Annotated in this window: 27 protein-coding genes, 1 tRNA gene and 3 pseudogenes; 12 read left to right on the top strand and 19 right to left on the bottom strand. The window is 70.6% G+C overall.

The features are described from left to right. The first annotated feature begins 57 nt into the window (after positions 1 to 57). Positions 58 to 417, top strand: a complete 360-nt coding sequence (locus tag ACGF1Z_RS20720; RefSeq protein ID WP_393005995.1) for a hypothetical protein — start codon at positions 58 to 60, stop codon at positions 415 to 417. A gap of 291 nt (positions 418 to 708) precedes the next feature. Here ACGF1Z_RS20720 and ACGF1Z_RS20715 read toward each other — a convergent pair whose 3' ends face one another. The 5 genes from ACGF1Z_RS20715 to ACGF1Z_RS20695 all read right to left on the bottom strand — a co-directional run bounded on the left by ACGF1Z_RS20715 (position 709) and on the right by ACGF1Z_RS20695 (position 4,861). Then, positions 709 to 1,017 (bottom strand): SCO5918 family protein, encoded by a 309-nt coding sequence (locus ACGF1Z_RS20715; protein ID WP_393005993.1) that lies wholly within the window; start codon positions 1,015 to 1,017, stop codon positions 709 to 711. Positions 1,018 to 1,069: 52 nt separating this feature from the next. After that, positions 1,070 to 1,474, bottom strand: a complete 405-nt coding sequence (locus ACGF1Z_RS20710; RefSeq protein ID WP_393005991.1) for a CBS domain-containing protein — start codon at positions 1,472 to 1,474, stop codon at positions 1,070 to 1,072. A 394-nt stretch (positions 1,475 to 1,868) separates the two neighbouring features. Next, on the bottom strand, positions 1,869 to 2,072 hold the full coding sequence (locus tag ACGF1Z_RS20705) for a cold-shock protein (RefSeq protein WP_200430022.1): 204 nt from the start codon (positions 2,070 to 2,072) through the stop codon (positions 1,869 to 1,871). Positions 2,073 to 2,630: 558 nt separating this feature from the next. Next, entirely contained in the window at positions 2,631 to 4,031 is a 1,401-nt protein-coding gene (locus ACGF1Z_RS20700; RefSeq protein WP_393005989.1) for a DNA-binding protein, read from the bottom strand. A 371-nt stretch (positions 4,032 to 4,402) separates the two neighbouring features. Beyond that, positions 4,403 to 4,861, bottom strand: coding sequence for a hypothetical protein (locus ACGF1Z_RS20695; protein ID WP_393005987.1), 459 nt, complete (start codon positions 4,859 to 4,861; stop codon positions 4,403 to 4,405). 276 nt (positions 4,862 to 5,137) lie between these two features. On the opposite strand from ACGF1Z_RS20695, the pseudogene ACGF1Z_RS20690 reads away from it, so the two are divergent. Continuing rightward, positions 5,138 to 5,268 (top strand): annotated as a pseudogene (locus ACGF1Z_RS20690) (site-specific integrase); the annotation flags it as partial. 267 nt (positions 5,269 to 5,535) lie between these two features. Here ACGF1Z_RS20690 and ACGF1Z_RS20685 read toward each other — a convergent pair. From ACGF1Z_RS20685 to ACGF1Z_RS20655, 7 genes and pseudogenes are all read right to left on the bottom strand, one after another. Further along, positions 5,536 to 5,703, bottom strand: coding sequence for a hypothetical protein (locus ACGF1Z_RS20685; protein WP_393005985.1), 168 nt, complete (start codon positions 5,701 to 5,703; stop codon positions 5,536 to 5,538). A gap of 317 nt (positions 5,704 to 6,020) precedes the next feature. Beyond that, entirely contained in the window at positions 6,021 to 6,614 is a 594-nt protein-coding gene (locus ACGF1Z_RS20680; RefSeq protein WP_393005983.1) for a hypothetical protein, read from the bottom strand. A gap of 269 nt (positions 6,615 to 6,883) precedes the next feature. Continuing rightward, positions 6,884 to 7,239 (bottom strand): annotated as a pseudogene (locus ACGF1Z_RS20675) (hypothetical protein); the annotation flags it as partial. Then, positions 7,196 to 7,587, bottom strand: a pseudogene (locus ACGF1Z_RS20670) (WD40 repeat domain-containing protein); the annotation flags it as partial. The pseudogenes ACGF1Z_RS20675 and ACGF1Z_RS20670, both read right to left, overlap by 44 nt. A 139-nt stretch (positions 7,588 to 7,726) precedes the next feature. Beyond that, positions 7,727 to 7,800: transfer RNA gene (locus ACGF1Z_RS20665), tRNA-Pro, on the bottom strand. A 38-nt stretch (positions 7,801 to 7,838) separates the two neighbouring features. Beyond that, the gene (locus tag ACGF1Z_RS20660; RefSeq protein ID WP_393005981.1) at positions 7,839 to 8,525 is read right to left on the bottom strand and encodes a Pr6Pr family membrane protein; all 687 of its coding nucleotides are present in this window, start codon (positions 8,523 to 8,525) and stop codon (positions 7,839 to 7,841) included. 40 nt (positions 8,526 to 8,565) lie between these two features. Then, positions 8,566 to 9,504: a metallophosphoesterase gene (locus ACGF1Z_RS20655; RefSeq protein ID WP_393005979.1), complete on the bottom strand. Its 939-nt coding sequence runs from the start codon at positions 9,502 to 9,504 to the stop codon at positions 8,566 to 8,568. 74 nt (positions 9,505 to 9,578) lie between these two features. Here ACGF1Z_RS20655 and ACGF1Z_RS20650 point away from each other — a divergent pair, with 74 nt between their 5' ends. After that, entirely contained in the window at positions 9,579 to 10,043 is a 465-nt protein-coding gene (locus ACGF1Z_RS20650; RefSeq protein WP_393005977.1) for a GatB/YqeY domain-containing protein, read from the top strand. 428 nt (positions 10,044 to 10,471) lie between these two features. On the opposite strand, the gene ACGF1Z_RS20645 is transcribed toward ACGF1Z_RS20650, so the two are convergent. After that, positions 10,472 to 12,715 carry a transglycosylase domain-containing protein gene (locus ACGF1Z_RS20645; RefSeq protein ID WP_393005975.1) on the bottom strand — a complete coding sequence of 748 codons (2,244 nt, stop codon included), beginning with the start codon at positions 12,713 to 12,715 and terminating at the stop codon, positions 10,472 to 10,474. 504 nt (positions 12,716 to 13,219) lie between these two features. On the opposite strand from ACGF1Z_RS20645, the gene ACGF1Z_RS20640 reads away from it, so the two are divergent. Next, a complete protein-coding gene (locus tag ACGF1Z_RS20640) occupies positions 13,220 to 13,564 on the top strand; it encodes a WhiB family transcriptional regulator (protein ID WP_046910200.1) in 345 nt (114 codons plus the stop codon). 45 nt (positions 13,565 to 13,609) lie between these two features. On the opposite strand, the gene ACGF1Z_RS20635 is transcribed toward ACGF1Z_RS20640, so the two are convergent. Further along, the gene (locus ACGF1Z_RS20635) at positions 13,610 to 14,986 is read right to left on the bottom strand and encodes an ArsA family ATPase (RefSeq protein WP_393005973.1); all 1,377 of its coding nucleotides are present in this window, start codon (positions 14,984 to 14,986) and stop codon (positions 13,610 to 13,612) included. Continuing rightward, complete coding sequence (locus ACGF1Z_RS20630; protein ID WP_393005971.1) at positions 14,983 to 15,945, bottom strand: ArsA family ATPase; 963 nt, start codon at positions 15,943 to 15,945, stop codon at positions 14,983 to 14,985. Before ACGF1Z_RS20630 ends, ACGF1Z_RS20635 begins: the two co-directional genes overlap by 4 nt. Before the next feature lie 114 nt (positions 15,946 to 16,059). Between ACGF1Z_RS20630 and ACGF1Z_RS20625 the strand changes: the two genes are divergently transcribed. From ACGF1Z_RS20625 to ACGF1Z_RS20605, 5 genes are all read left to right on the top strand, one after another. Continuing rightward, positions 16,060 to 16,221: a DUF4177 domain-containing protein gene (locus ACGF1Z_RS20625; protein ID WP_386864757.1), complete on the top strand. Its 162-nt coding sequence runs from the start codon at positions 16,060 to 16,062 to the stop codon at positions 16,219 to 16,221. After that, on the top strand, positions 16,218 to 16,694 hold the full coding sequence (locus ACGF1Z_RS20620; protein WP_393005969.1) for a RidA family protein: 477 nt from the start codon (positions 16,218 to 16,220) through the stop codon (positions 16,692 to 16,694). Before ACGF1Z_RS20625 ends, ACGF1Z_RS20620 begins: the two co-directional genes overlap by 4 nt. 151 nt (positions 16,695 to 16,845) lie before the next feature. After that, complete coding sequence (locus ACGF1Z_RS20615; protein WP_393005967.1) at positions 16,846 to 17,733, top strand: NUDIX hydrolase; 888 nt, start codon at positions 16,846 to 16,848, stop codon at positions 17,731 to 17,733. Next, positions 17,730 to 18,560 carry an MBL fold metallo-hydrolase gene (locus tag ACGF1Z_RS20610; protein ID WP_393005965.1) on the top strand — a complete coding sequence of 277 codons (831 nt, stop codon included), beginning with the start codon at positions 17,730 to 17,732 and terminating at the stop codon, positions 18,558 to 18,560. The genes ACGF1Z_RS20615 and ACGF1Z_RS20610 overlap by 4 nt, the downstream gene beginning before the upstream one ends. Before the next feature lie 83 nt (positions 18,561 to 18,643). After that, positions 18,644 to 19,528 (top strand): prohibitin family protein, encoded by an 885-nt coding sequence (locus ACGF1Z_RS20605; protein WP_393005963.1) that lies wholly within the window; start codon positions 18,644 to 18,646, stop codon positions 19,526 to 19,528. A gap of 84 nt (positions 19,529 to 19,612) precedes the next feature. Here ACGF1Z_RS20605 and ACGF1Z_RS20600 read toward each other — a convergent pair whose 3' ends face one another. After that, positions 19,613 to 20,287: a Crp/Fnr family transcriptional regulator gene (locus ACGF1Z_RS20600; RefSeq protein ID WP_015034542.1), complete on the bottom strand. Its 675-nt coding sequence runs from the start codon at positions 20,285 to 20,287 to the stop codon at positions 19,613 to 19,615. Positions 20,288 to 20,572: 285 nt separating this feature from the next. Here ACGF1Z_RS20600 and nth point away from each other — a divergent pair, with 285 nt between their 5' ends. The 3 genes from nth to ACGF1Z_RS20585 all read left to right on the top strand — a co-directional run bounded on the left by nth (position 20,573) and on the right by ACGF1Z_RS20585 (position 23,697). After that, positions 20,573 to 21,544, top strand: a complete 972-nt coding sequence (gene nth, locus ACGF1Z_RS20595) for an endonuclease III (RefSeq protein ID WP_393006899.1) — start codon at positions 20,573 to 20,575, stop codon at positions 21,542 to 21,544. A gap of 208 nt (positions 21,545 to 21,752) precedes the next feature. Further along, complete coding sequence (locus tag ACGF1Z_RS20590; RefSeq protein WP_393005961.1) at positions 21,753 to 22,451, top strand: NUDIX hydrolase; 699 nt, start codon at positions 21,753 to 21,755, stop codon at positions 22,449 to 22,451. Between the two features lie 46 nt (positions 22,452 to 22,497). Further along, positions 22,498 to 23,697, top strand: coding sequence for a MarP family serine protease (locus ACGF1Z_RS20585; RefSeq protein ID WP_393005959.1), 1,200 nt, complete (start codon positions 22,498 to 22,500; stop codon positions 23,695 to 23,697). A gap of 75 nt (positions 23,698 to 23,772) precedes the next feature. On the opposite strand, the gene ACGF1Z_RS20580 is transcribed toward ACGF1Z_RS20585, so the two are convergent. The 3 genes from ACGF1Z_RS20580 to ACGF1Z_RS20570 all read right to left on the bottom strand — a co-directional run bounded on the left by ACGF1Z_RS20580 (position 23,773) and on the right by ACGF1Z_RS20570 (position 25,565). Then, on the bottom strand, positions 23,773 to 23,961 hold the full coding sequence (locus ACGF1Z_RS20580; RefSeq protein WP_393005957.1) for a hypothetical protein: 189 nt from the start codon (positions 23,959 to 23,961) through the stop codon (positions 23,773 to 23,775). 165 nt (positions 23,962 to 24,126) lie between these two features. After that, the gene (locus ACGF1Z_RS20575) at positions 24,127 to 25,074 is read right to left on the bottom strand and encodes an alpha/beta fold hydrolase (protein ID WP_393005955.1); all 948 of its coding nucleotides are present in this window, start codon (positions 25,072 to 25,074) and stop codon (positions 24,127 to 24,129) included. Next, positions 25,071 to 25,565, bottom strand: coding sequence for a phage holin family protein (locus ACGF1Z_RS20570; protein ID WP_393005953.1), 495 nt, complete (start codon positions 25,563 to 25,565; stop codon positions 25,071 to 25,073). Before ACGF1Z_RS20570 ends, ACGF1Z_RS20575 begins: the two co-directional genes overlap by 4 nt. Positions 25,566 to 25,596 lie beyond the last annotated feature (31 nt).

Here is a 25,596-nt window from a genome sequence, read left to right as displayed (position 1 = left end):
TCTCGGCGGGCGCGACCGGTTGGGGCCCGGGGTGACCCGCGAATAGGATCAGCTCTCATGTCGAAGCTTGACGAGCTGCTCGTTGACGTCGCCACGCTGGTGGAGTCCGGGCAGAGCAATCAGATGTCCCTGACGGTGGTCACCGGCGGCGCTGTCATCACCGGCCGGCTGGCCCCCGAAGCGGTGTGGAGGCAGCGGGTCTCGGAGGTCCTGGCGGACTCCGCCAGCCTGGGGGAGTTCTCCGCCGTCTTCACCGCACCCACCCGGAGCGACGGGCCGCCCGCGTATCTGCACTTCCACATGGCGCGGATCCTTCAGGGCACGCTGGGGATCCCGGAGACGGGCGGCATGTACCGCGTCTCGATCGCGGACGTCAGCGCCTGGACCATGGGCGACTTCAGCTACTCCGACCACTGACGCCGCGCCGCCCGACCGGAGCCGCGCCCGGCCGGCCCGCGCGCTTCGGGCGGCTCAGGGTGATTCCCCGCGACGGGTGCCCGTCCCGCAGCCTGCGACGACCGGCGCCCCGAGCACCTCGGGCGGGAGACGGGCCGTCCCCTGAGGCGGCCCCACCCGGCAGGAGAGCCCGGCGCTCGGCCCCCGAGTGACTCCGGGGACCCCACGCGCCACGAGGGAGGGGCCTGACCGGCACACGCGCCGGTCAGGCCCCTCCCTCGTCATGCCGCGGCCGACGCCCGCCGCTCCCGGTCAGGCGGCCGGGGTGCCGAGCATCGCGGAAGCACGCTGGAGGGGGTCGAGCCCCCGGGCGGGCGCGGTGTCCTGGGGGAGGGCGCGGCAGGTGAAGCCGAGCCTGGTCATGGCGCGGAGGACTTCACCGGCGCTGAAGTCGCGGCGGTCCTGTCGGGTGATGACCTCCCCGACCTGCTTGACGGGGTAGGTGCGGCGGCCGATGATCACGGACTCGCCGACGGCCGGCTCGGGTTTGACGCCCTGCATGGACTGCAGGACACCGCTCTTGGTGAGGTCGAAGGGGAAGCGGGCGATGACACAGCGCATGATGCCTCGCAGAAAGAAGGAGGGAGGGAGGGGTCTGCCGCGGTGAGGCGGCTCAGCGGGCCAGGGCGAGGACGCCCAGGGCGCTGCCCTGGGCGTCGATGACGGGCAGCACGTCGAGCCTGCGGCGGCGCATCGCGTGGTCGGCCTCGGCCGTCGTGGTCAGGGGCGAGGTGAACAGCCCGCGGTCGCCGGGTACGGCGCCCAACCGGATCCGGTCGTCGTAGGCGGCGCTGTCACGGACGGCGGTGAGCTGGGCCCGGGTGACCAGCCCGGTGCACAGGCCGTCCTCGTCGCACAGGAGGAGATGCCCGGTGCGGGCTCCGGCCATCACGGCCAGGGCCACCTCGACCGTCATGTCGTCGCCGACCTGCGGACCGGCCACCTCCATGACGTCGTCGACCGTCTGGGGCCCCGAGGTGGTGTTCGACGGACTGGGCTTGATCCGGACCAGCGTCACGACATGCCTCCTGCACAGATGGGCGATTCTCCGGATCACGCGGCTTCTCAGGCCGCGGGAGGAACGGCTCCTCGTACGTGTGCGGTTCATTCCGAACCTTCCTTGATACGGCGCGAATCGAGGAATTCCGCAGCGTAAGAGCAGCCCCGGAATCACAGTACGGACCGAATGAAATGCGATGAACGAAAGCGAACTCGGCGCACGGAAATCCGTGGCGGCGCAGTCGGAAGATTGATGTGCGCGGAAGCGGGTCCCGGGCATCGACGGGTACGGCTCGAAGAGGGCCGCGTACCGCGAGGTGGTGTGCCGGCAGGAGGAATCACTGCGGAAACACGTGCAGCTGGGGCCCGCACCCCGAAGGATGCGGGCCCCAGCTACGTTTTACGCGTCAGCGTCAGACGGTGACGATGTTCTCGGCCGTCGGGCCCTTCTGGCCCTGCGCGATGTCGAAGGTGACCTTCTGGCCCTCCTGCAGCTCGCGGAAGCCCTGGGCGGCGATGTTCGAGAAGTGGGCGAACACGTCAGCGCCGCCACCGTCCTGCTCGATGAAACCGAAGCCCTTTTCCGCGTTGAACCACTTCACGGTGCCGGCAGCCATGTCTATCTCCTTTGGGCAGTACATCGGCATCCGTACCGTACGGATGCCGTGTCGCCGCGATGATGCCCTGCCCGGAAAAATACCGGAAATGCAAAGCGCTTCCACGCGGCACGCGGCCGGTGGGAGCGCTCGAAGTTTTTGGGTACCAAAACTGCAACTGAGATCGACAGTAGCACGGCCCCGGCAGTCCGTGCGCGTCGAGAATTTCCCCCAACGTGTCGCCGGGAAAAACCCTCTTGGCGATGGCCGCTAAAACCTCAGACCGCGAACACAGGTATTCCCGCACGCCGAATACGGCGTTTCGTCAGCGAGAGGCCGCCAGGCCGCACGGCCCCGACTCGGTCCGTGACCGCCGAGCCGCCACGAGACCCGGACGCCGAGATGCCGCAGGCTGCGTCCGGCCCACGGGCCGGCTGGTCTGCGTAAGCCGCGGCCGGATCCGTTGTCCTGGATCTCGTGCACCTCCCCGAGACTGCGCCCTTCGTCGGCGTGGGCGCCGCCCGACTGCGCGACAAACCCACGGCATGGCGCCTGGTGGTCACCGGGCGCACGACACACTCAGTCGCCCGCCGTGCCCCGAAGTTCGTCCAACGAGAGTCGCGCCTCCTGGGGGGCGACGCCTCCGTCGAAGTGGATGCCCTCGGCAGACAGGACGTCGGCGGGAGAGTCTTTGCGGGTCCGGTCGGTCCAGCGGAAGCCGGGGCTGACGCGGCCAGCCGTGTTGAGGACCCGCCAGGCGTTGGGGCACCTGGGGCAGGTGGCCAGGTGAGTGCCGACCGGGACGGCGTGACTGCCGATCACCGTCGCCACGTCTCCGTACGTCGTCCACCGACCCGCGGGGACTGCCGCCAGGAGCTCGTGCAGGCTTGTCCAGTCCCTGCCGGTGCCGCTGAGCTGCTTGGCCAGGCCCGCGAGGCTCGTCCCGGCCAGAGCTCCCCACTCGTCGGGGTCGACGTTGTCCGGAACATGGGCAGTGTCGACGTCCCACCAGGTGGTGCCCTGGATGCCGTCGGCCTTGCGGCCGGTCACGCTGGTGAAGATGTGGTTGGCCAGCCCGGTCGGGGTGTACGGCTTGCCATCGGCCTTCCATGTCAGCGGCTTGGCGGTGTTGTTGTTCCACGTCACACTTGCCCGGTTGCTGTCTTCGGCCACCCAGGTGACGACGTCCTCGCGGATGCCTTCGGTCACGCCGTGCCTCGGCGTCAGCGTGAGCAGGGTGCCGTCCGGGAGTAGTCCGGCGCCGACGATGACGTGCACGGCGTTCTGGGCCCGTGAGCGTTCCTCCAGCTTCTGGGCCGCTACCTTGGTCTCGATCCGGGCCGGCGCGAGAGTGAACTCTTCCACCTCCGGGGTGGGATAGACCTTGGTGAAGCCGGCGACGAGCTGGTCCTTCACCTTCCACAGGCCCACCTGGATGAGGTCGATGTCGAGGTTCATCTCGGACAGCCAGACCACGGTGTGGGTGACCTGCTTGGGGAAGTCGGCGGCGATGATCACCTGCCTGGGGCGCTGAAGGAGCTCCGGGCTCCAGTCCCCGTCCACGTGCTCCAGGAGGTGTTGCCGGCACTCGTCGAGTTCGAGGACCTCCCCCCTGCCCTTCCGGAAGTCGCGGTGTGCCTGGGCCAGCGTGTCGAGGTCGAACCTGGACACGAGGGCGGCGTAGGTGATCGCCTGGAGGTGGACGTCGCGGTCGGCCGTTCCCCGCTTCAACTCGACCACGACGAGCCGGCCGGTGGCGTCCAGGCCCAGGACGTCCAGCCGGTTCCGTGCCGGTACCCCGTCCGTATCGGCCCACCGGTCGAACTCGGAGGTGATCACGAGTACCGACTCTCCGAGGACCCGGGGGTTGGCGATCACCCACTCCTGGAGGTGCTGTCGCTCAAGGAGGCCCTCCGCTGCCAGCGCGGTCGGTGCGACGGGTGTGGCCGTGCTCCCGTCGACGGTGAAGAGATGATCCACGCTGTTCCCCTGCCCCCAGGCCATCAGCCGCGCGCTCCCACGCCGGCCGTCCTGAGCCTAGGCACGGAGCGCGTCCCACGTCAGTCCCTTGCGGAGACAACGGAGAGTTCGGGAGCCGACCGGCAGCGGGGTCCCGCGGCTCTCTGATGGCTCCCAAGGCAGGTGCAAACGCCAGTCAGGGGTCTGATCCGATGCCTCGGATCAGACCCCTGAACTTGTTTTCGGCTGTCGGGGTGGCGGAATTTCTCCATGGGGCCGGTGTGTCTCTCATCTGCACTGATGGTCCGCAGACGTTCGCGCTCGTCCGCCGTTTTTCGTCGGCGTTGTCACGCAGTTCGGCACTCACCGCTGGGACAGTGACGCCAGCGCTCTCAACCTCCGTAGCGGTTCCGTAGGTCGGTCGTGACGCCCGACATGATGCTCACGGCCTGCTGGGGAGAGGTCTTTGCCAGGGGCGCCTCAACCTGGGGGTCATAGGCTGTCAGACCTGTCTCCTTCTCCACGAGTACGGAGAGAGCGAAAAGCTTGCCGAGCACTGTTGCAGCACGATCACCGGTGTGCCAGTAGGGCACCGTGATGCTGACCTCGTCGCCGAATACGGACAGATCGATGCCCGTATCGGCGTGGGTGAGCTCGCGTGACTCATCCTCGTACTCCGTGATGTCCACATCGCCGAGCAGCCCGCGGGCCTGCGGCACTATGCGCTGCCACGCTTCCAGTAGCTCGGCGGGGATCGGATCGCTCTCCCCGGCCCTGGCCTCGGCGGCTTCCAGGACGTCGTCCCAGGATTGCCCCTCATCTCGGCTCAGGAAGTAGATGTCGTAGCTCATCGCGAGATCGTAGAGCCAGCGGCTCGCGCCGTGAACGACGGCCTGGGAAACCGTCGGGGCGGGGTCACCGGGGGTTGAAATCCCCTACCCACCGCCAGGTGAAACGGCTTCTGAGCAGGATCTTTGGTTGGAGGCCGCTGCGTCTCCAGACACTGTGATCGCCCGGTCTCCCCCGTCGTCTCCCGTCTGATCGGCACGGGAGGGGCACGTCGGAATCCCGGGCCGTCGCCCACGATCGTGCTCCGTCGCCGGAGACATCCATCGGACAGCCCTTCACACAGCTTCGTGTCCCTGCTCTCCGACCGCGGTGCCCCGCTGGAGGTGATCTCCCGCCTCGTCGGGCGGCGGGGATGGCCGTGGCGGAGGAGGTCTACCGGAAGCAGATCCGTCCTGTGATCCAGACCGGGCCGCCGAGTTGCCCAAAGGCATGGGGCGAGGGCGAGCTCGCCGAGGCCGCGTATCGGGGTGCGCTTCAGGCATCCCTTGCCGCCGCGCAGGCTGCCGGCGGAACTGCGCTGGGGCGGAACGAGCAACTGAACACCAAGGCCGAGTCCGGTGAGACGGCGGCCATCGCCATGGCCAGGGCAGCGGGCTGGACGTAGCCACGACGGCGCCCACACGCACTCGGAAAGCGGAGGGCCCCCGGCCCGATGGGGGCCTGGGGGCCCTACTGCCTACTGGCCGACGCTCATGGCCCAGCGCACGGAAGTGGGGGCCTGCACGTTCACGGAGGCGGATGCCTGCTCGTGCTTGAGGTCGATCTGGTTGTAGGTGGTACTGACCTGGCCTCCCACGCACTTGAGCGGGAAGGACAGCCCCGACGGCGCATAGGTGACATTCACCGTGCCTTCGCCCCGGCACGAGACAATGATGCCCAGGGGGCCCTTACGTACCCCGCCTTTGAGAGCAAGTTCTCTGCTCCCTTGGGCATTGGCCACAGCGGCCAGGGTATTTCCGTCCGGGAGCCGGGGCGCCGTCTCCACAGAACCCGAAGGGGTGGCTTCGCCGGGCACGGGGGACGGGGCAGCAACGGTCGGCGTAGCCGATTTCTGACTTTCCCTCGCCTCGTCGGGCGTGCAACCGACGGAGAGGAATGCGAGCGTCACTCCGAGCCCCAACGTGGCGAATTTCAGCCCCCTGGACGGACTGAAACCGTGCCTTACCGCTCCCACAGGTACCACCCCAAGTGCCAAGGCGTGAAGCTGGTCACGGTGCTCTTCGCCGAGGTGTTGCAGTTGCTGTAGATCGTGTAGCTCGTGCCGGTGTTCTTCAAGCGCCACACCCCGTACTTGCCGTACGTGGTCTTCCTCGGCGGCGTGTCCACCTGAACCTCGTTGCCGACCTCTACGTTGATCTTGACGGAGAGGTCGACGCCGTACTTGGCCTCGAGCTCGGCGACCAACACGCCCGCGGAGGCCTTCATCTCACCGCTGACGGAGATTCCGACCTCGCCTCCTGCCTTGGCCTTGAACCAGGAGCGGGCCGTCCTGCTCGTGGCGTTGTAGTTGGCCTGTGTCGCCCCGACGCCCTGGTGGTACTTGCCCAGGTTGGCGGTCGGCTTGTACACGTTCTTGGGCTGGCAGTACTCGGCCTGCGTCCCCTCCTTCGGCTTGGACACCGGAGGGAGCTCCGCCTCGTCCGTGGGTGCCGGCACGAAGCCGGTCTCGTCCGCCTCGGGCGGCGGGCCGGGCTGCAGAACGCCTTCCTCGATCGGCGCGGGATCAGCGGATTCGGCGTACGCGACGGAGTTCATTCCCCCCGCAACTGCTATCGCGGTAGCGGAAACCACCAAGAACTTCCGGATCATCACTTCAATTCCCCCTTCTTTGGAGCCGCTTGGTCAGGGCGACCCGTTACGGGAAAGCTACCGCCTCGCCTCGACTCTGCGATCAAGCGGCGGAAGCTCTGAGGGAGATTTGAGAGTAAGAACTGATCATTCCGGGGCCCGATTGGGTGTGATTCGGTGCAACCCAGGGCAGAGAGACCGCCGGCCGGGCAGCGCCGCGTCGGCCTCTCTCGCGAATGGTTCATGTCCATGTCGGCGAGCCGGGCCTTCGGGCCCCAGCAGCCCGGCGCATCTGCTTTCGGGTGATGCCCTCCAGGGTCATCTCGTCGCGCGAAGACCCGACTGCGGCGATGATCCGCTTGTACGGGAAGATGCCGTCCTCGTACCGCCACCAGTCCGTGAGCCGGCCGTCGGGGTCCGTCGTGAATCGGTACTCCCCGCCGCTGTACTCCAGCTCCCCGATGACTGCCGTGAAGGGCTCCGGCCCCCTGTCGCGGTACTTGCTCGGGAGCCAGGTCTCGAAGAGGTGCGCGGGCTCGATCACGTGATCGTTCCCTGTTGTCGCCACTCCCGGTGGCGAGGGTCCGGCCATCAGGGCTGAAGCCCACGGCGTACCTCTCGCCGCTGCTCCCGGCGAGAGGTTCGCCGACCTGCGACGGGTACGCGGGATCGCTGACGTTCCACAGGCTCGCCTTGCTGCCGGCGCTGCCTGCGGCGAGCATGGCCCCGTCCGGACTGAAAGCCACCGGCCACACGGCGCCCGTGTGGCTGGTGCCGATCAGTGCCGTGGGTCGGCCACGTTCCTGAGCCGGATGGTGTCGTCCGGGCTGCCGCTGGCGAGAGTGCGGCCGTCGGGGCTGAAGGCGACGGAGTGCACCGTGTCCGTGTGGCCGGTCAGCACCGCGCCGACAGGGGTCGGGTGACGTGGATCGGTGCCGTCGTCAGGGGCGGGATCTTCGGCGCTGATCCGCAGCGACCGTAGACACGCGGGAAGCGGTAGTCACGCAGATAGACACGCAGACAGAAACAGGTGAGGCCGGTACTGAATCCAGTACCGGCCTCACCTGCTGTTTCGGCTGTCGGGGTGGCGGGATTTGAACCCACGACCTCTTCGTCCCGAACGAAGCGCGCTGCCAAGCTGCGCTACACCCCGATGTCGCTGCTGTGGTCTTCCCGTCGCGGCGACATCGATTACTTTAGCCCACCCGCGCCCAGAGACGAAATCCGGTTTTCACGGCCCCCCACCGCAGGTCGGAAGCGGTCCACGGTGACCAGGGCGAGACCGAGGGCGTAGAAGGCCAGGCCCAGGACGAGGGCGTTGGTGAGGACGCCGGGGTAGCCGTGGGCGGTGACGTCGAGGAAGGGGTACGTGTAGCGGGTCGGCGTGTCGGGGGAGACCAGGGCGCCGCGGGCCAGGGCGAAGACGAGGTACGCGCCGGGCGCGGCGAGCCACTGGGCCGCGTGGCGCCACCGCAGCGCGCCGGGGCGGGTGAGCAGGAGCCAGTCCAGGACCACGCCGATCGGGGTGACGGTGTGCAGGAGCTGGTTGGCGGCGGCCCTGGCGCCCCTGAGGCGGGCGATCGCGGCGGCCTCGTTGAACTGGCTGGCCTCGTTGTCCAGGACCAGGTGGAAGACCAGCCCCACCACCGTGATGCAGAGCAGCACCCCGCCGGTCCACAGCGCGGGCAGCGGCGGGCGGCGGGCGGCGGCGCGTACGGCGCCCAGGCCGAGGACGACGGCGACGGCGGCGTTCGACCAGATCGTGAAGAAGCTGAAGACGACGAGGGGGCTGCCCTCGACGCACTCGATCACGATGCCCGTCACCGCGGCCAGGGCGAGCAGGCCGCGGAAGGCGGAGGTCACGGCGGGATACGGCATGGGGTCACCGTATGCGCCGCCCGGGACGGGGGCGGGGAGATCAGCGCCGGGCGGTCAGGGTGAGCAGCGTCGCCTCGGGCGGGCAGGCGAAGCGGACCGGGGTGTAGCGGTTGGTGCCGCAGCCCGCCGAGACGTGCAGGTACGAGGTGTGGCCGCCGGCCGTGTGGGTGGACAGGCCCTTGACCCGGTCGGTGTCCAGGTCGCAGTTGGTGACCAGGGCCCCGTAGAAGGGGACGCACAGCTGGCCCCCGTGGGTGTGGCCGGCCAGCACCAGCTCGTAGCCGTCCGCGGTGAACGCGTCGAGCGACCGCAGGTACGGCGCGTGCACCACGCCCACGCTGAAGTCGGCGTCCGGATCGGGGCCGCCGGCGACCCGCTCGTACCGGTCCCGCTTGATGTGGGGGTCGTCGATGCCGGTGAAGGCGAGGTCCAGGTCGGGCAGCTTCAGCCGGCCGCGGGTGTTGGTGAGGTTCACCCAGCCCGCCGTGTCGAAGGCGTCCCGCAGGTCCTCCCACGGGTTGTGCACGACGCCGACCGCCGGCGGGTTGCCGTTGAGACCGTGCCGGCCCTGCATCTTCTCCTTGAGATAGAGGGCGGGGTTGCGCAGCCGGGGCCCGTAGTAGTCGTTGGAGCCGAAGACGTAGACGCCGGGGAACTCCATCAGCGGCCCGAGCGCGTCGAGCACCTCGGGGACGGCCTGTGTGTCGGAGAGGTTGTCGCCGGTGTTGACGACGAAGTCGGGACGCAGGCCCGCGAGGGACTGGAGCCAGGCGCGCTTCTTGCGCTGCCCGCACACCATGTGGATGTCGGAGACCTGGAGGACCCGCAGGTCACGCATGCCTGGGGGGAGCACCGGGACGGTCACCCGGCGCAGTCGGAACGAGCGGGCCTCGAAGCCCGCCGCGTAGACGAGTCCGGCCGCGGCCGTCGCCGTGAGACCTGCCGTGATCTTCAGGGGGATCCCGTACCGTGCGCGCATCTCCCTATCGTCGCAGACCTGGTCGGCGGAAATGCGCGGGCGGTGCGGGCCGGGCACCTGACACACTTGACCCCATGACCACGCTCAAGGCCAAGCTTCAGGACGACCTCAACGCCGCGATCAAGGCCCGCGACGAACTGCGCTCCTCGACCCTGCGGATGACCATCGCCGCGATCCAGAAGGAGGAGGTCGCGGGCAAGACCAAGCGCGAACTCTCCGACGACGAGGTGCAGAAGGTGATCGCCAAGGAGGCGAAGAAGCGCCGCGAGGCCGCGGACGCCTTCACCCAGGGCGGTCGTGCCGAGTCCGCCGCGCGCGAGGTGGCCGAGGGCGAGGTCCTCGACGCGTACCTGCCGAAGCAGCTCTCCGACGAGGAGCTGGAGGGCATCGTGGCCGCCGCCGTCGAGGAGGCCAAGGGCGCCGGCGCCGAGGGCCCGCGCGCGATGGGCGCCGTCATGAAGATCGTGAACCCGAAGGTCGCCGGGCAGGCGGAGGGCGGCCGGGTCGCCGCCGTCGTGAAGCGACTGCTCGCGGGCTGACCCGCCCAGGCGGCCCGTGGCGGCCCAGGAGGGACGGCCTGCCCGCTCGGGCCTGCCGGCTCGGGCCGGTCCGCTCGGGCCCGCCCGCTCGGGCCCGTCCACTCAGGCCCGCTTGCTCTGGCCGGCCCGCTCGGGCCCGCTCGCTCAGGCCGGTCCACTCGGGCCCGCCCGCTCAGGCGGTCCGCTCGGGCCCGCCCGCTCCGGCCGGTCCACTCGGGCCCGCCTGCTCGGGCCCGTCCGCTGGGGGGCCGGTCCACTTGGGCCCGTCCACTTGGGCCTGCCCACTCAGGCCCGCCCACTCAAGCCCGCCCGTTCTCGCCCGGCCGCAGTTGCTTCGTGCGGGCCGCCCGCCCACACGCCGAAGGCGCCCCATCCGGTCCTGCCGGGTGGGGCGCCTTCGTCATGGGGCCGGGGCCGTGCGGCCGGGATCAGTGCCCGCCACCGCCACCGCCGCCGCGGCCTCCGCGGCCGTTGGTTCCGCCGATCAGGTCCGGCGGGATGGTGATGCCGCCCGGCAGCGTGGTGCCCGGGTCGCGGCCGCCCGGCTTGTTGTCGTCGCCGGGGCGCTTGTTCTTGTCCTTGTCCTTGTCCGCGGGCTGCGCGCCGCGCGGCACGTTGATCGGGACGAAGGACGGGGTCTCCCCGGCGTTGAGCGCACCGGTCATCGCGATCCGCCAGATCGGGCCGGGGAGGCAGCCACCGCAGACCTTGTCGTAGTACTGGCCGCCGATGGTGATGTCGTACATCGACTTCTTCTCGCCGACGTCGTCACCGACCCAGACCGCCGTGGCCAGGTTCGGCGTGTAGCCGACGAACCAGGCGTCCTTGCGGTCGTTGGTCGTACCCGTCTTGCCCGCGTTGTCGCGGTCGCTCAGACCGGCCTTGGTGCCCGTACCGTCCTCGACGACGCCCTTGAGCATCTGGTTGACGCTGTCCGCGGTCCGCTCGGACATCGCCCGCGAGCACTCGGTCTGCGGGACCTTCAGCTTCTCGCCGGTGGCCGTCGTGATCGACTCGATGACGACCGGGGTGCAGTACGTGCCGCGGTTGGCGAAGGTCGCGTAGACCGAGGCCATGTCGAGCGGGGTCGCCTCCTGGCCGCCGAGGGTGATGGAGGGAAGCTCCTTCAGCTTCTTGCCGAGCTCCCGCTCGTACCCCATCTTCTGCGCCATCGTCACCGTCTCGCACAGGCCGGTCATCTGCTCCAGCTGCGCGAAGTACGTGTTGATGGACTTGCCGAGGGCGCTGGTCATGTCCCAGCTGCCGGCCTCGGACTCCATCTCGTTCTGCAGGTCCCAGTTGCCGCCGCCGGAGGGGCCGCCCGCGCAGGTGTTGTACGAGCTCATCGGCAGCGAGATCTTCCACGGCGTCGTGAAGGACTGCGCCGGGCTGAGGCCCTTCTCCAGCGCGGCCGCGGCCGTGATCGGCTTGAAGGTCGAACCGACCTGGAAGCCGTAGGTCGTGCCGCCCATCCTCTTGCCGACGGCGAGGTTGAGCGTCGTCTGGTGCAGCTTCTGGTCGAGGCCGTACGGGCGGGACTGGCCCATCGACAGGATCTTGCCGCTGCCGGGCTGGACCTGGACCACCGAGGCGGCGACCGGGTCGTCCTTGTCGACCTTGGCGACGGCGGCCTCGTTGGCGGCGGCCTGGGCGCGCGGGTCGAGGGTGGTCCGGATGGTCAGACCGCCCAGGTTCCACAGCTTCTGGCGCTCCTCGGCGGTCTTGCCGAAGACCGGGTCGTTGAGGATCGTCTTGCGGACGTAGTCACAGAAGAAGCCGGCGCCGTCCACGGCGGTGATGCAGCCGTTCTTCGGCGACTTCACCTTCAGCTTGATCGGGGTGGCCTTCGCCTGGTCGGCCTCGGCCTGGCTGACGTCCTTCACGTCGGCCATGCGCTGCAGCACGATGTTGCGGCGCTTGGTGGCCTCCTGGAGGTCGTTCACCGGGTCGAAGCGGCTCGGCGACTGCACGAGGCCGGCCATCATGGCGGCCTCGGGGAGGGTGAGGTCGGCGGCGTGCTTGGAGAAGTAGCGCTGCGAGGCGGCCTCGATGCCGTACGCCTGCTGCCCGAAGAACGTGATGTTGAGGTAGTTCTCCAGGATCTTCTTCTTCCCCAGCTCCTCCTCGACCTGGATGGCGAACTTCAGCTCGCGCACCTTGCGGCCCAGGGTCTGCTGGGTGGCCTGGGCGACCTTCTCGGGGTCGTCACCGGCCTCCTCGACGAAGACGTTCTTCACGTACTGCTGGGTGAGCGTGGACGCGCCCTGCGCGACGCCGCCCGACTGCGCGTTGCGGTTGATGGCGCGCAGCACGCCCTTGAGGTCGATCGCGCCGTGCTCGTAGAAGCGCGAGTCCTCGATGGCGACGATCGCCTTCTGCATGTACGGCGAGATCTTCTCGATCGGCACGACCTTGCGGTCGCGCGAGTACACCGTGGCGATGTGGCCGCCCTCGGAGTCGAGGATCGTGGTGCGCTGACTCAGCGGGGGCGTCTTCAGGTTCGAGGGGATCTCGTCGAATCCCTCGACCGTGCCCTTCGCCGCAAGTCCCAGCGCTCCGGCCGCGGGCAGGGCGATGCCCGCCAGCACGGCTCCGGAGAGCACACTGACACCGAGGAACTTGGCGGCCTGCTGGGTCCCGGTCAGACCTCCGCCCGAGCGCTTCTTTGGCATGGGGGCAGCCTAATCCGTGGACATGAGCGTTCCGTAGGAGCGGGGGCTTCTCGGAGCGTTCGCGTACCAGACCGTGACATCCGGGTGCCGCCCGGCCGTGGGGGCCGGGCCCTTTCCCCCGCCTGAACTGCACGCACGGCAGCGTGACGTGTCGACGTTCCCATTCGCCGGACACACGGATATGCCTTGGCCTAAGCTGCTCCCAACTGTCACAGCCGCGTGGTCTCGCAGCAAGACCCGTGCATGACGTCGGCGTGAATTCCCGCGTACCCGAAGCGCGGTGGCTTCATGCCTGAATTCGACTCATGTCCGTTATGGGCATGATGTCCTGGGGTCACTCCCCTGGGTGATCTCACGCGCACGCATAGTCCGTTCGGGCCATTCAAGATTGGGCCCGAAGGGGGTGTTGCGCTGTCCCCACCTTCCGTAACGTCCCAACTGGCAGCGGTGAATATGCCGCTACCGCCGTGGGGGAGCCTCGATTCGGGAGAGGACGGCGCCGGTATGGGCTGGGTAGCTGACTGGAGTGCGCAGGCGGCCTGCCGCACTACCGATCCGGATGAACTTTTCGTGCAGGGCGCGGCGCAGAACAGGGCGAAGGCGGTGTGCACCGGGTGTCCGGTGCGGACCGAGTGCCTCGCCGACGCCCTCGACAACCGCGTGGAGTTCGGCGTGTGGGGCGGCATGACGGAGCGCGAGCGACGCGCACTGCTGCGCCGTCGGCCGACCGTGACCTCGTGGCGCCGGCTCCTGGAGACCGCGCGCACCGAGTACGAGCGCGGAGCGGGCCTGCTGCCCGTGGCGATGGACGACGACGCGACGTACGAGACGTACGCGGCGGTGGGCTAGGGGGCGGGAGCCCGTCCCACCACGCCATAGCGGTCGGCGCGCCCGTCAGGGCATACGGCCGACCGTCAGACGGTCACCGATCGCCCGCAGCCCGTCGAGGTCGTGCACATCGCCGGGCAGGGCGGCCACTTCGGCGACCGCCACCTCCGGGTGGAGCGCGGTGAAGCGGTCGCGCGTGCGCTGTTCGCGTGCGAGCACCTGCATCCGCTCCGCATGGAGACGGAGCAGGCCTGCGGTCAGTTGCCGGACGTCCGTGTCCGCGTCGGCTGTGGGGGCAGCCTCGGGCAGGGAACGTGCGGCGCCCGTGTCCGCGTCGGCTGTGGGGGCAGCCTCGGACCGGGAACGTGCGGCGGCGGTGGCGAGGTCTGCGGAGGGGTCCGCAGGGGGGTGTGACGACTCGGGAGAAGTGGCCCGGGAGCCACGCCCAGGAACCTTCCCGGCGCCCTGATCCACAATGCGGCCCTCGTCAAGATTTTCTGCGGCGGCCCGTGCCCGCTCGGCCGACAGCCGGGCGGCGCCGCTGCCATGGACCCGATTGAGGACGAGACCGGCCAGCGGCATCTCCTCCGCGGCCAGCCGCTCCACGAAGTACGCCGCCTCGCGCAGCGCGTCCCGCTCCGGAGTGGCGACCACGAGGAAGGCCGTGCCCGGCGCCTGCAGCAGCTTGTACGTGGCGTCCGCGCGGGTCCGGAAGCCGCCGAACATCGTGTCCATCGCCGCCACGAAGGTCTGCACGTCCTTCAGGAACTGCCCCCCGAGCAGCTTCCCCAGCGTCCCCGTCATCATCGACATGCCGACGTTCAGGAACTTCATCCCGGCCCGGCCGCCCACCTTCGCGGGCGCCATCAGGAGCTTGATGAACTTCCCGTCCAGGAACGACCCGAGCCGCTTCGGCGCGTCCAGGAAGTCCAGCGCCGAACGGGACGGCGGCGTGTCGACCACGATCAGGTCCCACTCGTCCCTCGCCCGCAGCTGGCCCAGCTTCTCCATCGCCATGTACTCCTGCGTGCCGGCGAAGCCGGCCGACAGGGACTGGTAGAAGGGGTTCTCCAGGATCGCCCGGGCGCGGTCGGCGTCCGCGTGCGCCTCGACGATCTCGTCGAAGGTCCGCTTCATGTCGAGCATCATCGCGTGCAGCTCGCCGCCGTCCGGGCCCTTGACGCCGTCCACCCTGCGCGGCACGTTGTCCAGCGAGTCGATCCCCATGGACTGGGCGAGCCGGCGCGCCGGGTCGATGGTGAGCACCACCACCCGCCGGCCCCGCTCCGCCGCCCGCACCCCGAGGGCCGCCGCGGTCGTCGTCTTGCCGACCCCGCCGGCGCCGCAGCACACGATGATGCGGGTGCCCGGGTCGTCGATCAGCGGATCGAGCTCCAGGACGGGCGCGGTGTCCAGACCGCCGGCCGCCGTCTTCTCCGTCACGTGCCCACCCCTTGTCTCCGCAGCTCCTTCGCCAGCCGGTACAGCCCGGCGATGTCCGCCCCGTCCCCCAGGAAGGGCAGTTCGAACGTCGGCACCCCGATGCCGTTCAGCGCCTCGCGCTGGGCCCGCTCCAGCTCCACCCGCTGGGCGTGCTCCGCGGCCTGCTCGAGCAGCGGCCCGACCAGCCTCGTCCCGCCCTTGACGCCGGCCGCCGCCAAGGTCGCGGCGACGGCGTCCCGGTGGGCGCCCGAAGCGGCCGCCACCGCCGCCTCGTCGAGGACGTGCGGCCGGACCATGTTCACGATGGCGCGGCCCACGGGCAGTTCGGCCGCGCGCAGCTCGGCGATCCCGTCGGCGGTCTCCTGGACCGGCATCTCCTCCAGGAGCGTCACCAGGTGCACCGCGGTGTCCGGGGACTTCAGGAAGCGCATGATCGCCTGGGCCTGGTTGTGTATCGGGCCGATCCTCGCCAGCCCCGCCACCTCGTCGTTGACGTTGAGGAAGCGGGTGATGCGGCCGGTCGGCGGCGCGTCCATCACCACGTAGTCGTAGGTGAAGCCGCCCTGCTTCTCGCGGCGGCGGACCGCCTCGCACGCCTTGCCGGTCAGCAGCACGTCGCGGACGCCCGGGGCTATCGTCGTCGCGAAGTCGATCGCGCCGAGCTTCTTCAGGGCCCGGCCCGCGCTGCCCAGCTTGTAGAACATCTGGAGGTAGTCGAGGAGCGCGCGCTCGGCGTCGATGGCCAGGGCGAAGACCTCGCCGCCGCCCGGAGCGACCGCGATCTTCCGCTCCTCGTACGGCAACGCCTCCGTCTCGAAGAGCTGGGCGATGCCCTGCCTGCCCTCGACCTCGACCAGGAGGGTGCGCTTGCCCTCGGTGGCGAGGGCGAGCGCGAGTGCGGCGGCCACCGTCGTCTTACCGGTACCGCCCTTGCCGCTGACGACCTGGAGCCTGCTCACGCCTTCGAGCCTAACCACTGGCGGCCCGGCCCAATCAGAGGGCCGCCCCGGACGCGCCCCTGAAAGAGCCCCTACGGGAGCGGGGCGCTCCGCGGCAGCGGCTACAGTCGGCTCATGACCAAGTGGGAGTACGCGACTGTGCCGCTGCTGGTGCACGCGACGAAGCAGATTCTTGACACCTGGGGCGAGGACGGCTGGGAGCTCGTCCAGGTCGTGCCCGGGCCGAACAACCCCGAGCAGCTCGTGGCCTACCTGAAGCGGGAGAGGTCCTCGTGAGCGGGGCCGGATCCGTCGAGGCGAAGATCGCCGAGCTGGGCCTGACCCTGCCCGAGGTCGTGCCGCCGATCGCCACCTACCAGCCGGCCGTGCAGTCCGGGGTGTACGTGTACACCTCGGGCCAGCTCCCGATGGTGGCCGGCAAGCTGCCCATCACCGGCAAGGTCGGCGGCGAGGTGACGCCCGAGGAGGCCAAGGAGCTCGCCGCCACCTGCGCGCTCAACGCCCTGGCCGCCGTCAAGTCGGTCGCCGGTGACCTGGACCGGATCAAGCGGGTCGTGAAGGTGGTGGGCTTCGTCGCCTCCGCCCCCGACTTCACCGGACAGCCGGGCGTCGTCAACGGCGCCAGCGAGCTGCTCGGCGCCGTGCTCGGCGACAAGGGCGTGCACGCCCGCAGCGCCGTCGGCGTCACGGTCCTCCCGCTGGACGCCCCGGTCGAGCTCGAGATCCAGGTGGAGCTCGTCCAGGACTGAGCGCCGGCCCGCGCGGGCCGCGGCCCGCGCCCGGCCCGCTCGCGCGCCATGCGTCCCGGATGCCCGCGCAGACCGCCCGTCGAGCCGGTTTCCTCCCGCCCGGAGGGAATCGGCTCTCGTGCATCTCGATGCTTGCGCATAGCATCCGGCCATGTCGAATGGTCAGTGGTACCCACCGGAATGGCCCGACCGCATCCGCGCCCTCGCGGCCGGTGAGCTCGTTCCCGCGACACCCCGGCGGGCCGCCACCGTGCTGCTCCTCAAGGACGGTCCGGCCGGCCCGCTCGTCCACATGCTGCGCCGCCGTGCCTCCATGGCCTTCGCGGGCGGCGCGTACGCCTACCCCGGGGGCGGCGTCGATCCGCGTGACGAGCACCCCGTGCGCTGGGCGGGCCCCTCCCGCGAGGAGTGGGCGGCCCGGCTCGGGCTGACGGACCCCGCGGAGGCGCAGGCCGTGGTGTGCGCGGCGGTGCGGGAGACGTACGAGGAGGCCGGCGTCCTGCTCGCCGGGGAGACCGAGGACACCGTCGTCGGCGACACGACCGGCGAGGACTGGGAGAAGGACCGCGAGGCCCTGGTCGCCCGCGAGCTGTCCTTCGCCGACTTCCTCGACCGGCGCGGGCTCGTGCTGCGCTCGGACCTGCTCGGCGAGTGGGCCCGCTGGATCACGCCCGAGTTCGAGCAGCGGCGCTACGACACCTGGTTCTTCGTCGCGGCCCTGCCGGCCGGCCAGCGCACCCGGAACGCCTCCACCGAGGCCGACCGCACGGTGTGGATCCGCCCGCTGGACGCGGCGGCCGGCTACGACCGGGGCGAGTTCACGATGATGCCGCCGACCATCTCCACCCTGCGCGCCATCCAGGGATACGGGAGCGCCGAGGCGGCCCTGGCCGCGTCGGCGGACCAGGACATGACCCCTGTCCTCGCCCAGGCCCGGCTCGACGGCGACCGGCTGGTCCTCAGCTGGCCGGGGCACGACGAGTTCACCAAGCACATCCCCACGGAACCGTCCGCGGGAGCCGGCGGAGGTGCGTCATGAGCGACGCCGCGGCCCTTCCCGGCCAGCCGCGCGGGACCGTGGTCTCCGGCCCCGGCACCCCGCGCGCGTACAACGTGCTCGCGCCCAACCCCTCCGCGATGACCCTGGACGGCACCAACACCTGGATCGTCGCCGAGCCGGACTCCGACCTCGCCGTCGTCGTCGACCCCGGACCGCTCGACGAGGGGCATCTGCGCCGGGTCGTCGAGACCGCCGAGAGGCTCGGCAAGCGGGTCGGCCTCACCTTGCTCACGCACGGGCATCCGGACCACGCCGAGGGCGCGGTGCGGTTCGCCGAGCTGACCCGGACCGCGGTGCGGGCGCTGGATCCGGCGCTGCGGCTCGGCGACGAGGGACTGGCCGCGGGGGACGTGATCACCACCGGCGGGCTGGAGATGCGGGTCGTCCCCACTCCGGGGCACACCTCGGACTCGCTCTCCTTCCACCTCCCGGCCGACCGTGCGGTGCTGACCGGGGACACCGTCCTGGGGCGCGGCACGACGATCGTGGCGCACCCCGACGGGCGGCTCGGCGACTACCTGGACTCGCTGCGGCGGCTGCGCTCCCTCACCCTCGACGACGGGGTCCACACGGTGCTCCCGGGGCACGGGCCGGTCCTGGAGGACGCGCAGGGCGCCGTGGAGTTCTATCTGGCACACCGGGCGAACCGGCTGGCCCAGGTGGAGACGGCGGTCGAGAACGGGCACACGACGGCTCCGGAGGTCGTCGCCGAGGTGTACGCGGACGTGGACCGTTCGCTGTGGCCGGCGGCGGAGCTCTCCGTGCGGGCGCAGCTGGACTACCTGAAGGAACACGGCTTGATCTGACCCCGGCGACCCCGCAACCGGGAGGCTCCGCCGGGTGTCTTACGCTCCGCTTACATCTGGCCGTAGTTCTTGGGGGGAAGCCCGTGTTCGTCATAGCCATCCTGCTGGTCATCACGGCAGCGGTGCTCTACTTCGTCGGCCGCGCGAACGACAGCCGCGGCCTCAAGCTGGGCGCGCTCGGCGCCGTGATCGCCGGCGTGTTCTCGCTGGTCGTGAGCGTGACGTACGTGATCAGCGCGTACGAGGTCGGCGTCCCGGTCGCCTTCGGCAAGGTCGGCACGCCGATGACCTCCGGCATGCACATGACCTCGCCGTTCACGACCGTCACGACCTTCTCGACGCGGCCCGTGGACCTCAACCTCTCCGACAAGGACGTGGTGGAGGTCCGCTCCTCGCAGGGCGGCGTGATGTACGCCGAGGTCACGGTGAAGTGGGCGGTGCACCCGTCCAAGGCCGTCGAGCTGTACAAGCTGGCCGGCAGCGAGGACGCCATCCAGCAGCGGCTCGTCTACCCGGACAGCCGGGAGATCGTCCGCAACGTCTTCGCCCGGTACACGAGCGAGCAGGGCTACGCCTCCGACCGCGAGAAGATCAACGCCGAGATCGCCGGTCTCATCAAGGAGCGCCTCGCGCCGCGCGGCATCGACGTCACCACCGTCAACCTGCGCAACGTGAAGCCCTCGCAGGCCCTGCAGGACCAGATCGACCGCAAGATCCAGCAGCAGCAGGCGACCGAGCGGGCCCTCGAGGCCGCCCGTACCGCCAAGGCGGAGTCCGACCGGCGCCGCATCGAGGCCGAGGGCATCGCCCGCGCCAACAAGATCCTCAACGAGTCCCTGACCGACAAGGTCCTCATGAACCAGTGCATCGACGCCTACAAGGAGGCCTCGGCGAAGAACCCGGTCTACGCGGTGCCCTGCGGCGGCGGTGGCTCGAACCCGCTGATCGTGGACGGCACCAAGCGCTGATCGCGGCGGTACGGCATGCGGAAGGGGCCGCCCGGTCGACCGGGCGGCCCCTTCTCGGCGTTCGTGCGCGCCGGCGCGTGCCGGTTATCGCGAGCGCTTCGCGAGGCGCTCCACGTCCAGCAGGATCACGGCACGGGCCTCCAGGCGCAGCCAGCCGCGCTGGGCGAAGTCGGCGAGCGCCTTGTTGACCGTCTCGCGGGAGGCGCCGACGAGCTGGGCGAGCTCCTCCTGGGTGAGGTCGTGGACGACGTGGATGCCCTCCTCCGACTGCACGCCGAAGCGGCGCGACAGGTCGAGGAGCGCGCGGGCGACACGGCCCGGCACGTCGGAGAAGACCAGGTCGGACATCTGGTCGTTGGTCTTGCGCAGGCGGCGGGCGACGGCGCGCAGCAGCGCGGTGGCCACCTCGGGGCGCGCGTTCAGCCAGGGCTGGAGGTCGCCGTGGCCGAGGCCGAGCAGCTTGACCTCGGTCAGCGCGGTCGCCGTGGCGGTGCGCGGGCCCGGGTCGAACAGCGACAGCTCGCCGATGAGCTCGCCGGGGCCGAGGACCGCCAGCATGTTCTCGCGGCCGTCGGGTGACGTGCGGTGCAGCTTCACCTTGCCCTCGGTGACCACGTACAGCCGGTCACCCGGGTCGCCCTCGTGGAAGAGCGCGTCCCCTCGGGCAAGCGTCGCCTCACTCATCGAGGCGCGCAGCTCAGCGGCCTGCTCGTCGTCGAGCGCCGCGAACAGCGGGGCGCGTCGCAGAACGTCGTCCACGAGTTCTCTCCTATGTCGACCTCAGTGCGATCAATCACAACAAGTTTGACTCACCGGGCGGCCTTTCCATACGTCAGGGGCCCGATTGGGTCGCGATCCGGTGCGTGCGGGGCGGATGTCGGTGTCGGCCCCTAGGCTGGCCGGGTGTCCAACTCGCCGGTGAGAGCACAGGCCAAGGGGGCTGGAAGAGTGCGGGACGAGGGTAATTCCGCCGTGGGCGAACACGGCGTGTCGAAACAGACGAAAGCGACGAAACGCGCAGCGTCGAAGCGTTCCGGGGCGAAGCTGACACCCTCGGACGCCTCGGCGACCGCGGCCCGGGGGGCCAGGGCGACGAAGGCCGGGGAGACGGCGAAGACGCGGAAGGCGGCGACACCGGAGAAGGCGGCCGGCGGGGCCAAGGTGTCCGGCGGGGGCAAGGCGGCGGGGTCCGGCAGGGGCGGTGCCAAGGTCGGCGGTGCCAAGGCCGGCGGGGCCAAGGCCGCCAGGTCCGAGACGCACCTCGGCATGGTCCGGCGGGCCCGGAAGATCAACCGCGAGCTGGCCGAGGTCTACCCGTACGCCCATCCGGAGCTCGACTTCCGCAATCCCTTCGAGCTCCTGGTCGCCACGGTCCTCTCCGCCCAGACCACCGACCTGCGGGTCAACCAGACCACCCCCGCACTGTTCGCGAAGTACCCGACGCCCGAGGACCTGGCCGCCGCCGTACCCGAGGAAGTCGAGGAGCTCATTCGGCCGACCGGGTTCTTCCGGGCCAAGACCAAGTCGATCATGGGTCTCGCGACCGCCCTCCGGGACGACTTCGGAGGGGAGGTGCCCGGTCGTCTGGAGGACCTGGTCAAGCTGCCCGGCGTGGGCCGCAAGACGGCCTTCGTCGTCCTGGGCAACGCCTTCGGCGTGCCCGGCATCACCGTCGACACCCATTTCATGCGGCTCGCCCGGCGGTGGAAGTGGACCGAGTCCGACGACCCGGTGAAGATCGAGGCCGAGGTCGCCGCGATCTTCCCCAAGAGCGACTGGACCATGCTCTCGCACCGGGTGATCTTCCACGGCCGCCGGATCTGCCACGCCCGCAAGCCCGCCTGCGGCGCCTGTCCGATCACCCACCTCTGCCCCGCGTACGGAGAGGGCGAGACGGACCCGGAGAAGGCCAGGAAGCTCCTGAAGTACGAGAAGGGCGGCTTCCCCGGCCAGCGGCTCAACCCGCCCCCGGACTACCCCGGCCGCCCGGCGCCCCCGCTGGGAGCCGAGGCGTGAGCCCGCCCCCGGGCCCCCGGGGCCACGCGTCCCGGGCCACGGTCCGCGCGGCCAGGGACCGCCGGGCCACGGGCCCCGAGACCGCGGTTCGACGGGCCGCGCGACACGGGGTCAGGCCTCACCCGGCCCGGACCCACGGGGCCCGGACCCACGGGGCCAGGGGGAACGAACCCGCATGTCGATCGCGTTGTGAACCACGGGGGTGCCTATGACGCGCACTGGTGAAGAGATCCACGGGACGGGCGGGCTGCTCGACCGCGAGGGCCTGCCCGAGTGGCTGGCTCCGGTGGAGCGGGCGGCCCGCACGGTCGCGCCCGAGCAGATGAGCCGCTTCCTGCCGCCCGCGGACGGGGCGGGCCGGCAGTCCGCCGTGCTCGTCCTCTTCGGCGAGGGCCCGCGCGGCCCCGAACTGCTGCTCATGGAGCGCTCCGGCAGCCTCCGCTCGCACGCCGGACAGCCCTCCTTCCCCGGCGGCGCCCTGGACCCCGAGGACGGCGACCCGGCCGAGGGCGGCCTGCTGCGCGCAGCGCTGCGCGAGGCCCGGGAGGAGACCGGTCTCGACCCGGCCGGCGTCCAGCTCTTCGGCGTGCTGCCCCGGCTCTACATCCCGGTGAGCGGCTTCGTCGTCACCCCGGTCCTCGGCTGGTGGCGCGAGCCCAGTGCCGTCGACGTCGTGGATCCCGCCGAGACCGCCCGGGTCTTCACCGTCCCCGTGGCGGATCTCACGGATCCCCGGAACCGCGCGACCTCGGTCCATCCCAGCGGACACCAGGGCCCCGCATTCATGGTCGAATCGGCTCTGGTCTGGGGTTTCACGGCCGGAGTGATCGACCGGATCCTGCACTTCGCAGGCTGGGAGCGTCCCTGGGACCGGACCAAGCAGGTCCCGCTCGACTGGCGGTCATGACAGGCTGACCCCGGGCGACCGAGACGAATCTGCGAGGCTATTGACGGTGAACGTGCTGGACATCCTGTTGCTGCTCGCCGCCGTGTGGTTCGCGATCATCGGTTACCGCCAAGGTTTCGTCGTCGGCATCCTGTCGGTGGTCGGGTTCCTCGGCGGCGGTCTCGTCGCCGTCCTGCTGCTGCCGGTCATCTGGAACCAGCTGACCGACCACAGCCAGGTCACCACCACGGCGACGGTCGTCTTCGTGATGGTGGTGATCATCTGCGCCTCCGTCGGCCAGGCCTTCACCACCCACCTCGGCAACCGGCTGCGCCGCCACATCACCTGGTCACCCGCCCGTGCGCTCGACGCCACCGGCGGCGCCCTGGTCAACGTGGTCGCCATGCTCCTGGTGGCGTGGCTGATCGGTTCTGCGCTGGCCCGCACGGCGATGCCCACCGTCGGCAAGGAGGTCCGCAGCTCCAAGGTGCTGCTCGGCATCTCCCAGGTGATGCCGGATCAGGCGCCCGGCTGGTTCGACGACTTCACCAACGCGCTCGCCCAGAACGGCTTCCCGCAGGTCTTCAGCCCGTTCGCCAACGAGCCCATCACCGCCGTCCGGCCCCCGGACCCGGCGCTCTCGGGCAGCCCGGTGGCCGATCGCGCCCAGCGCTCCATCGTGAAGGTCGTGGGCACCGCCCCGAGCTGCGGCAAGGTCCTGGAAGGCACCGGCTTCGTCTTCGCCGACCGCCGGGTCATGACGAACGCGCACGTCGTCGGCGGCGTCGACGAGCCGACCGTGCAGATCGGCGGCGAGGGCAGGCTCCACGACGCCAAGGTCGTGCTCTACGACTGGAAGCGCGACATCGCCGTCCTCGACGTGCCCGATCTCAACGTGGAGCCGCTCCAGTTCACCGACGAGGACGCCCGCAGCGGCGACGACGCCATCGTCGCCGGCTTCCCGGAGAACGGCGCGTACGACGTCCGCTCGGCGCGCGTCCGCGGCCGGATCGCCGCCAACGGCCCCGACATCTACCACCGCGGCGAGGTGCGCAGGGACGTGTACTCGCTGTACACGACGGTCCGTCAGGGCAACTCCGGCGGACCGCTGCTCACCGCCGACGGCAAGGTGTCCGGCGTGATCTTCGCCCGCTCCCTGGACGACGCCAACACCGGCTACGCGCTGACGGTCGACGAGATCCGGGACGACATCTCCCGGGGCCGCGCCGCCGACCAGCAGGTCGACAGCCAGGGCTGCGCGCTCTGAGGAAGCCGGACACGGCCCGCCCGGTGCGGGGCCCGTCCGGGCCCCCGCCGACGTCGCGGAGTGGCCTCCCCCCGGCTACGTACGGGTATGACGCAGCCGGGCGGACACCCAGCGGGCCCGGCGGCGGAGGATCCGTGAGATCCCCACGTCCCGCGCGGGATGCGCGTGGCCCTGGTCGTGCGTGCTTCCCCGTTCCGGGGAGCCGGGGCCGCCGAGAGAGCGGCGGTCGCGTGCCGTGTCACCGTAGTCGTGCGTCCAGCCCATACCCGGACGTCTGCCCGGGCCCCAAGGTCGGTAACCGCCCGGGGGGCCGCCAATTGGCGTATGCGCGAGGCACATGGCAGTTCGACGCACGCCCGTGCGGCGGCTGTTCGGCATCCGTGCGGCGCCCGTACGGCGGCCGTTCGGCATCCGTGCGGCGCCCGGGCGTCAGCGGTCCGGCTCGGGGTCCTTCAGCCAGTTGACGAGCTCCGTGGTGAACGCGACGGGGTCCTCCTCGTGGGGGAAGTGCCCCAGCCCGTCGAAGAGCCGCCAGCGGTACGGAGCCTCCACGTACTGCCCGGACCCCGCGGCGCTGCGGGTGCGCATCACCGGGTCGAGCGAGCCGTGCAGATGCAGCGTGGGCACCCGCACCGGCCGCTTCATGCGCCGGTTGAACTGGATGCCGTCCGGGCGGGCCAGCGACCGCACCATCCAGCGGTACGGCTCGATCGAGCAGTGCGCGGTCGACGGGATGCACATCGCCCGCCGGTAGACGGCGAGTGCCTCGTCGTCGGCGCCCGACCGGGGGTGCGGCCCCGACCAGTCCTGGATCAGCCGGCCCACCAGCTCCGCCTCGTCCGCGACGAGCTGACGCTCCGGCAGCCAGGGACGCTGGAAGCCCCACACGTGCGAACCGGCCCGCGACTGGCCGAAGTCCGAGAGCATCGCCGAACGCCAGCGGCGCGGGTGGGGCATGGAGGAGACGACGAGCCGGCGCACCAGCTTGGGCCGCATCACGGCCGCCGTCCACGCCAGGTAGCCGCCCAGATCGTGCCCGACCAGGGCCGCGTCCGGCTCGCCGAGCGAGCGGATCACGCCGGTGATGTCGAGCGCCAGGTTGGCCGGGTCGTAACCGCGCGGCGTGCGGTCGCTGCCGCCCACGCCGCGCAGGTCCATGGCCACGGCCCGGAAGCCGGCCTCGGCGAGGGCGGGCAGCTGGTGCCGCCAGGTCCACCAGAACTGCGGGAAGCCGTGCAGCAGCAGCACCAGCGGCCCGTCGCCCATCTCGGCGATGTGGAAGCGGGCGCCGTTGGCCGCCACGTCGCGGTGGGTCCACGGTCCGTCGATGCGGATCGGGCTCGCGCCGTTGGCGCCGCTGGTCTCAGGGACGGTCATGCAGACGAGCGTCCCACAGAAGCGGCCTTGTCCAGGGCGACCGGAGTCGCGTCGGGCACCGGGCGCGGGTGCGGCTTGACGTTCTGCATGATCGCCGCGGTCTGCTTGGCGGAGGCGATCGACTTCTCCGGCTTCTTCAGCTTGCGGAACTTCGCGTAGGCGAGCAGCCCGAACAGCCCGGCGATCAGCACGTTCGCCGTGAAGGACAGCAGGAAGCACCAGATCAGGTTCCAGCCGCCGTTGCCGTTGTGGCCGCCGGTCCACGTGTTGATGGCGTAGGCCAGTGCGAAGCTCAGCATCGGCAGCGAGAACAGCAGCACCACGCCGGCGGCGATGCCGGCGGCGCTGCCGATCGCGCCGCGCTTCACGTCCTGGCGGATCTCCGCCTTCGCCAGGGCGATCTCGTCGTGCACCAGCGCGGACATCTCGGCGGTCGCCGAGGCGACCAGCTGGCCGAGGCTGCGCTCGGTTCCGTCGAACGGGTCGCTCATCCCTGCTCCCTCTTCTCCTGTACGGTCCGAC

The sequence above is a fragment of the Streptomyces sp. NPDC048018 genome, from assembly GCF_043202995.1.
In the GTDB taxonomy this organism is placed as follows: domain Bacteria; phylum Actinomycetota; class Actinomycetes; order Streptomycetales; family Streptomycetaceae; genus Streptomyces.
This window is presented reverse-complemented; position numbering and strand designations above follow the sequence as displayed.

Bases quoted from the DNA above. Each gene is read 5' to 3' on its own strand.
- ACGF1Z_RS20610 (WP_393005965.1), top strand. From the start codon at position 17,730: ATGAGCGACGCCGCGGCCCTTCCCGGCCAGCCGCGCGGGACCGTGGTC.
- ACGF1Z_RS20615 (WP_393005967.1), top strand. From the start codon at position 16,846: ATGTCGAATGGTCAGTGGTACCCACCGGAATGGCCCGACCGCATCCGC.
- ACGF1Z_RS20625 (WP_386864757.1), top strand. From the start codon at position 16,060: ATGACCAAGTGGGAGTACGCGACTGTGCCGCTGCTGGTGCACGCGACG.
- ACGF1Z_RS20660 (WP_393005981.1), bottom strand. From the start codon at position 8,525: ATGCCGTATCCCGCCGTGACCTCCGCCTTCCGCGGCCTGCTCGCCCTG.
- ACGF1Z_RS20655 (WP_393005979.1), bottom strand. From the start codon at position 9,504: ATGCGCGCACGGTACGGGATCCCCCTGAAGATCACGGCAGGTCTCACG.
- ACGF1Z_RS20575 (WP_393005955.1), bottom strand. From the start codon at position 25,074: ATGACCGTCCCTGAGACCAGCGGCGCCAACGGCGCGAGCCCGATCCGC.
- ACGF1Z_RS20680 (WP_393005983.1), bottom strand. From the start codon at position 6,614: ATGAACTCCGTCGCGTACGCCGAATCCGCTGATCCCGCGCCGATCGAG.
- ACGF1Z_RS20590 (WP_393005961.1), top strand. From the start codon at position 21,753: ATGACGCGCACTGGTGAAGAGATCCACGGGACGGGCGGGCTGCTCGAC.
- ACGF1Z_RS20695 (WP_393005987.1), bottom strand. From the start codon at position 4,861: ATGAGCTACGACATCTACTTCCTGAGCCGAGATGAGGGGCAATCCTGG.
- ACGF1Z_RS20570 (WP_393005953.1), bottom strand. From the start codon at position 25,565: ATGAGCGACCCGTTCGACGGAACCGAGCGCAGCCTCGGCCAGCTGGTC.
- ACGF1Z_RS20580 (WP_393005957.1), bottom strand. From the start codon at position 23,961: ATGGGCTGGACGCACGACTACGGTGACACGGCACGCGACCGCCGCTCT.
- ACGF1Z_RS20645 (WP_393005975.1), bottom strand. From the start codon at position 12,715: ATGCCAAAGAAGCGCTCGGGCGGAGGTCTGACCGGGACCCAGCAGGCC.
- ACGF1Z_RS20720 (WP_393005995.1), top strand. From the start codon at position 58: ATGTCGAAGCTTGACGAGCTGCTCGTTGACGTCGCCACGCTGGTGGAG.
- ACGF1Z_RS20715 (WP_393005993.1), bottom strand. From the start codon at position 1,017: ATGCGCTGTGTCATCGCCCGCTTCCCCTTCGACCTCACCAAGAGCGGT.
- ACGF1Z_RS20650 (WP_393005977.1), top strand. From the start codon at position 9,579: ATGACCACGCTCAAGGCCAAGCTTCAGGACGACCTCAACGCCGCGATC.
- ACGF1Z_RS20640 (WP_046910200.1), top strand. From the start codon at position 13,220: ATGGGCTGGGTAGCTGACTGGAGTGCGCAGGCGGCCTGCCGCACTACC.
- ACGF1Z_RS20705 (WP_200430022.1), bottom strand. From the start codon at position 2,072: ATGGCTGCCGGCACCGTGAAGTGGTTCAACGCGGAAAAGGGCTTCGGT.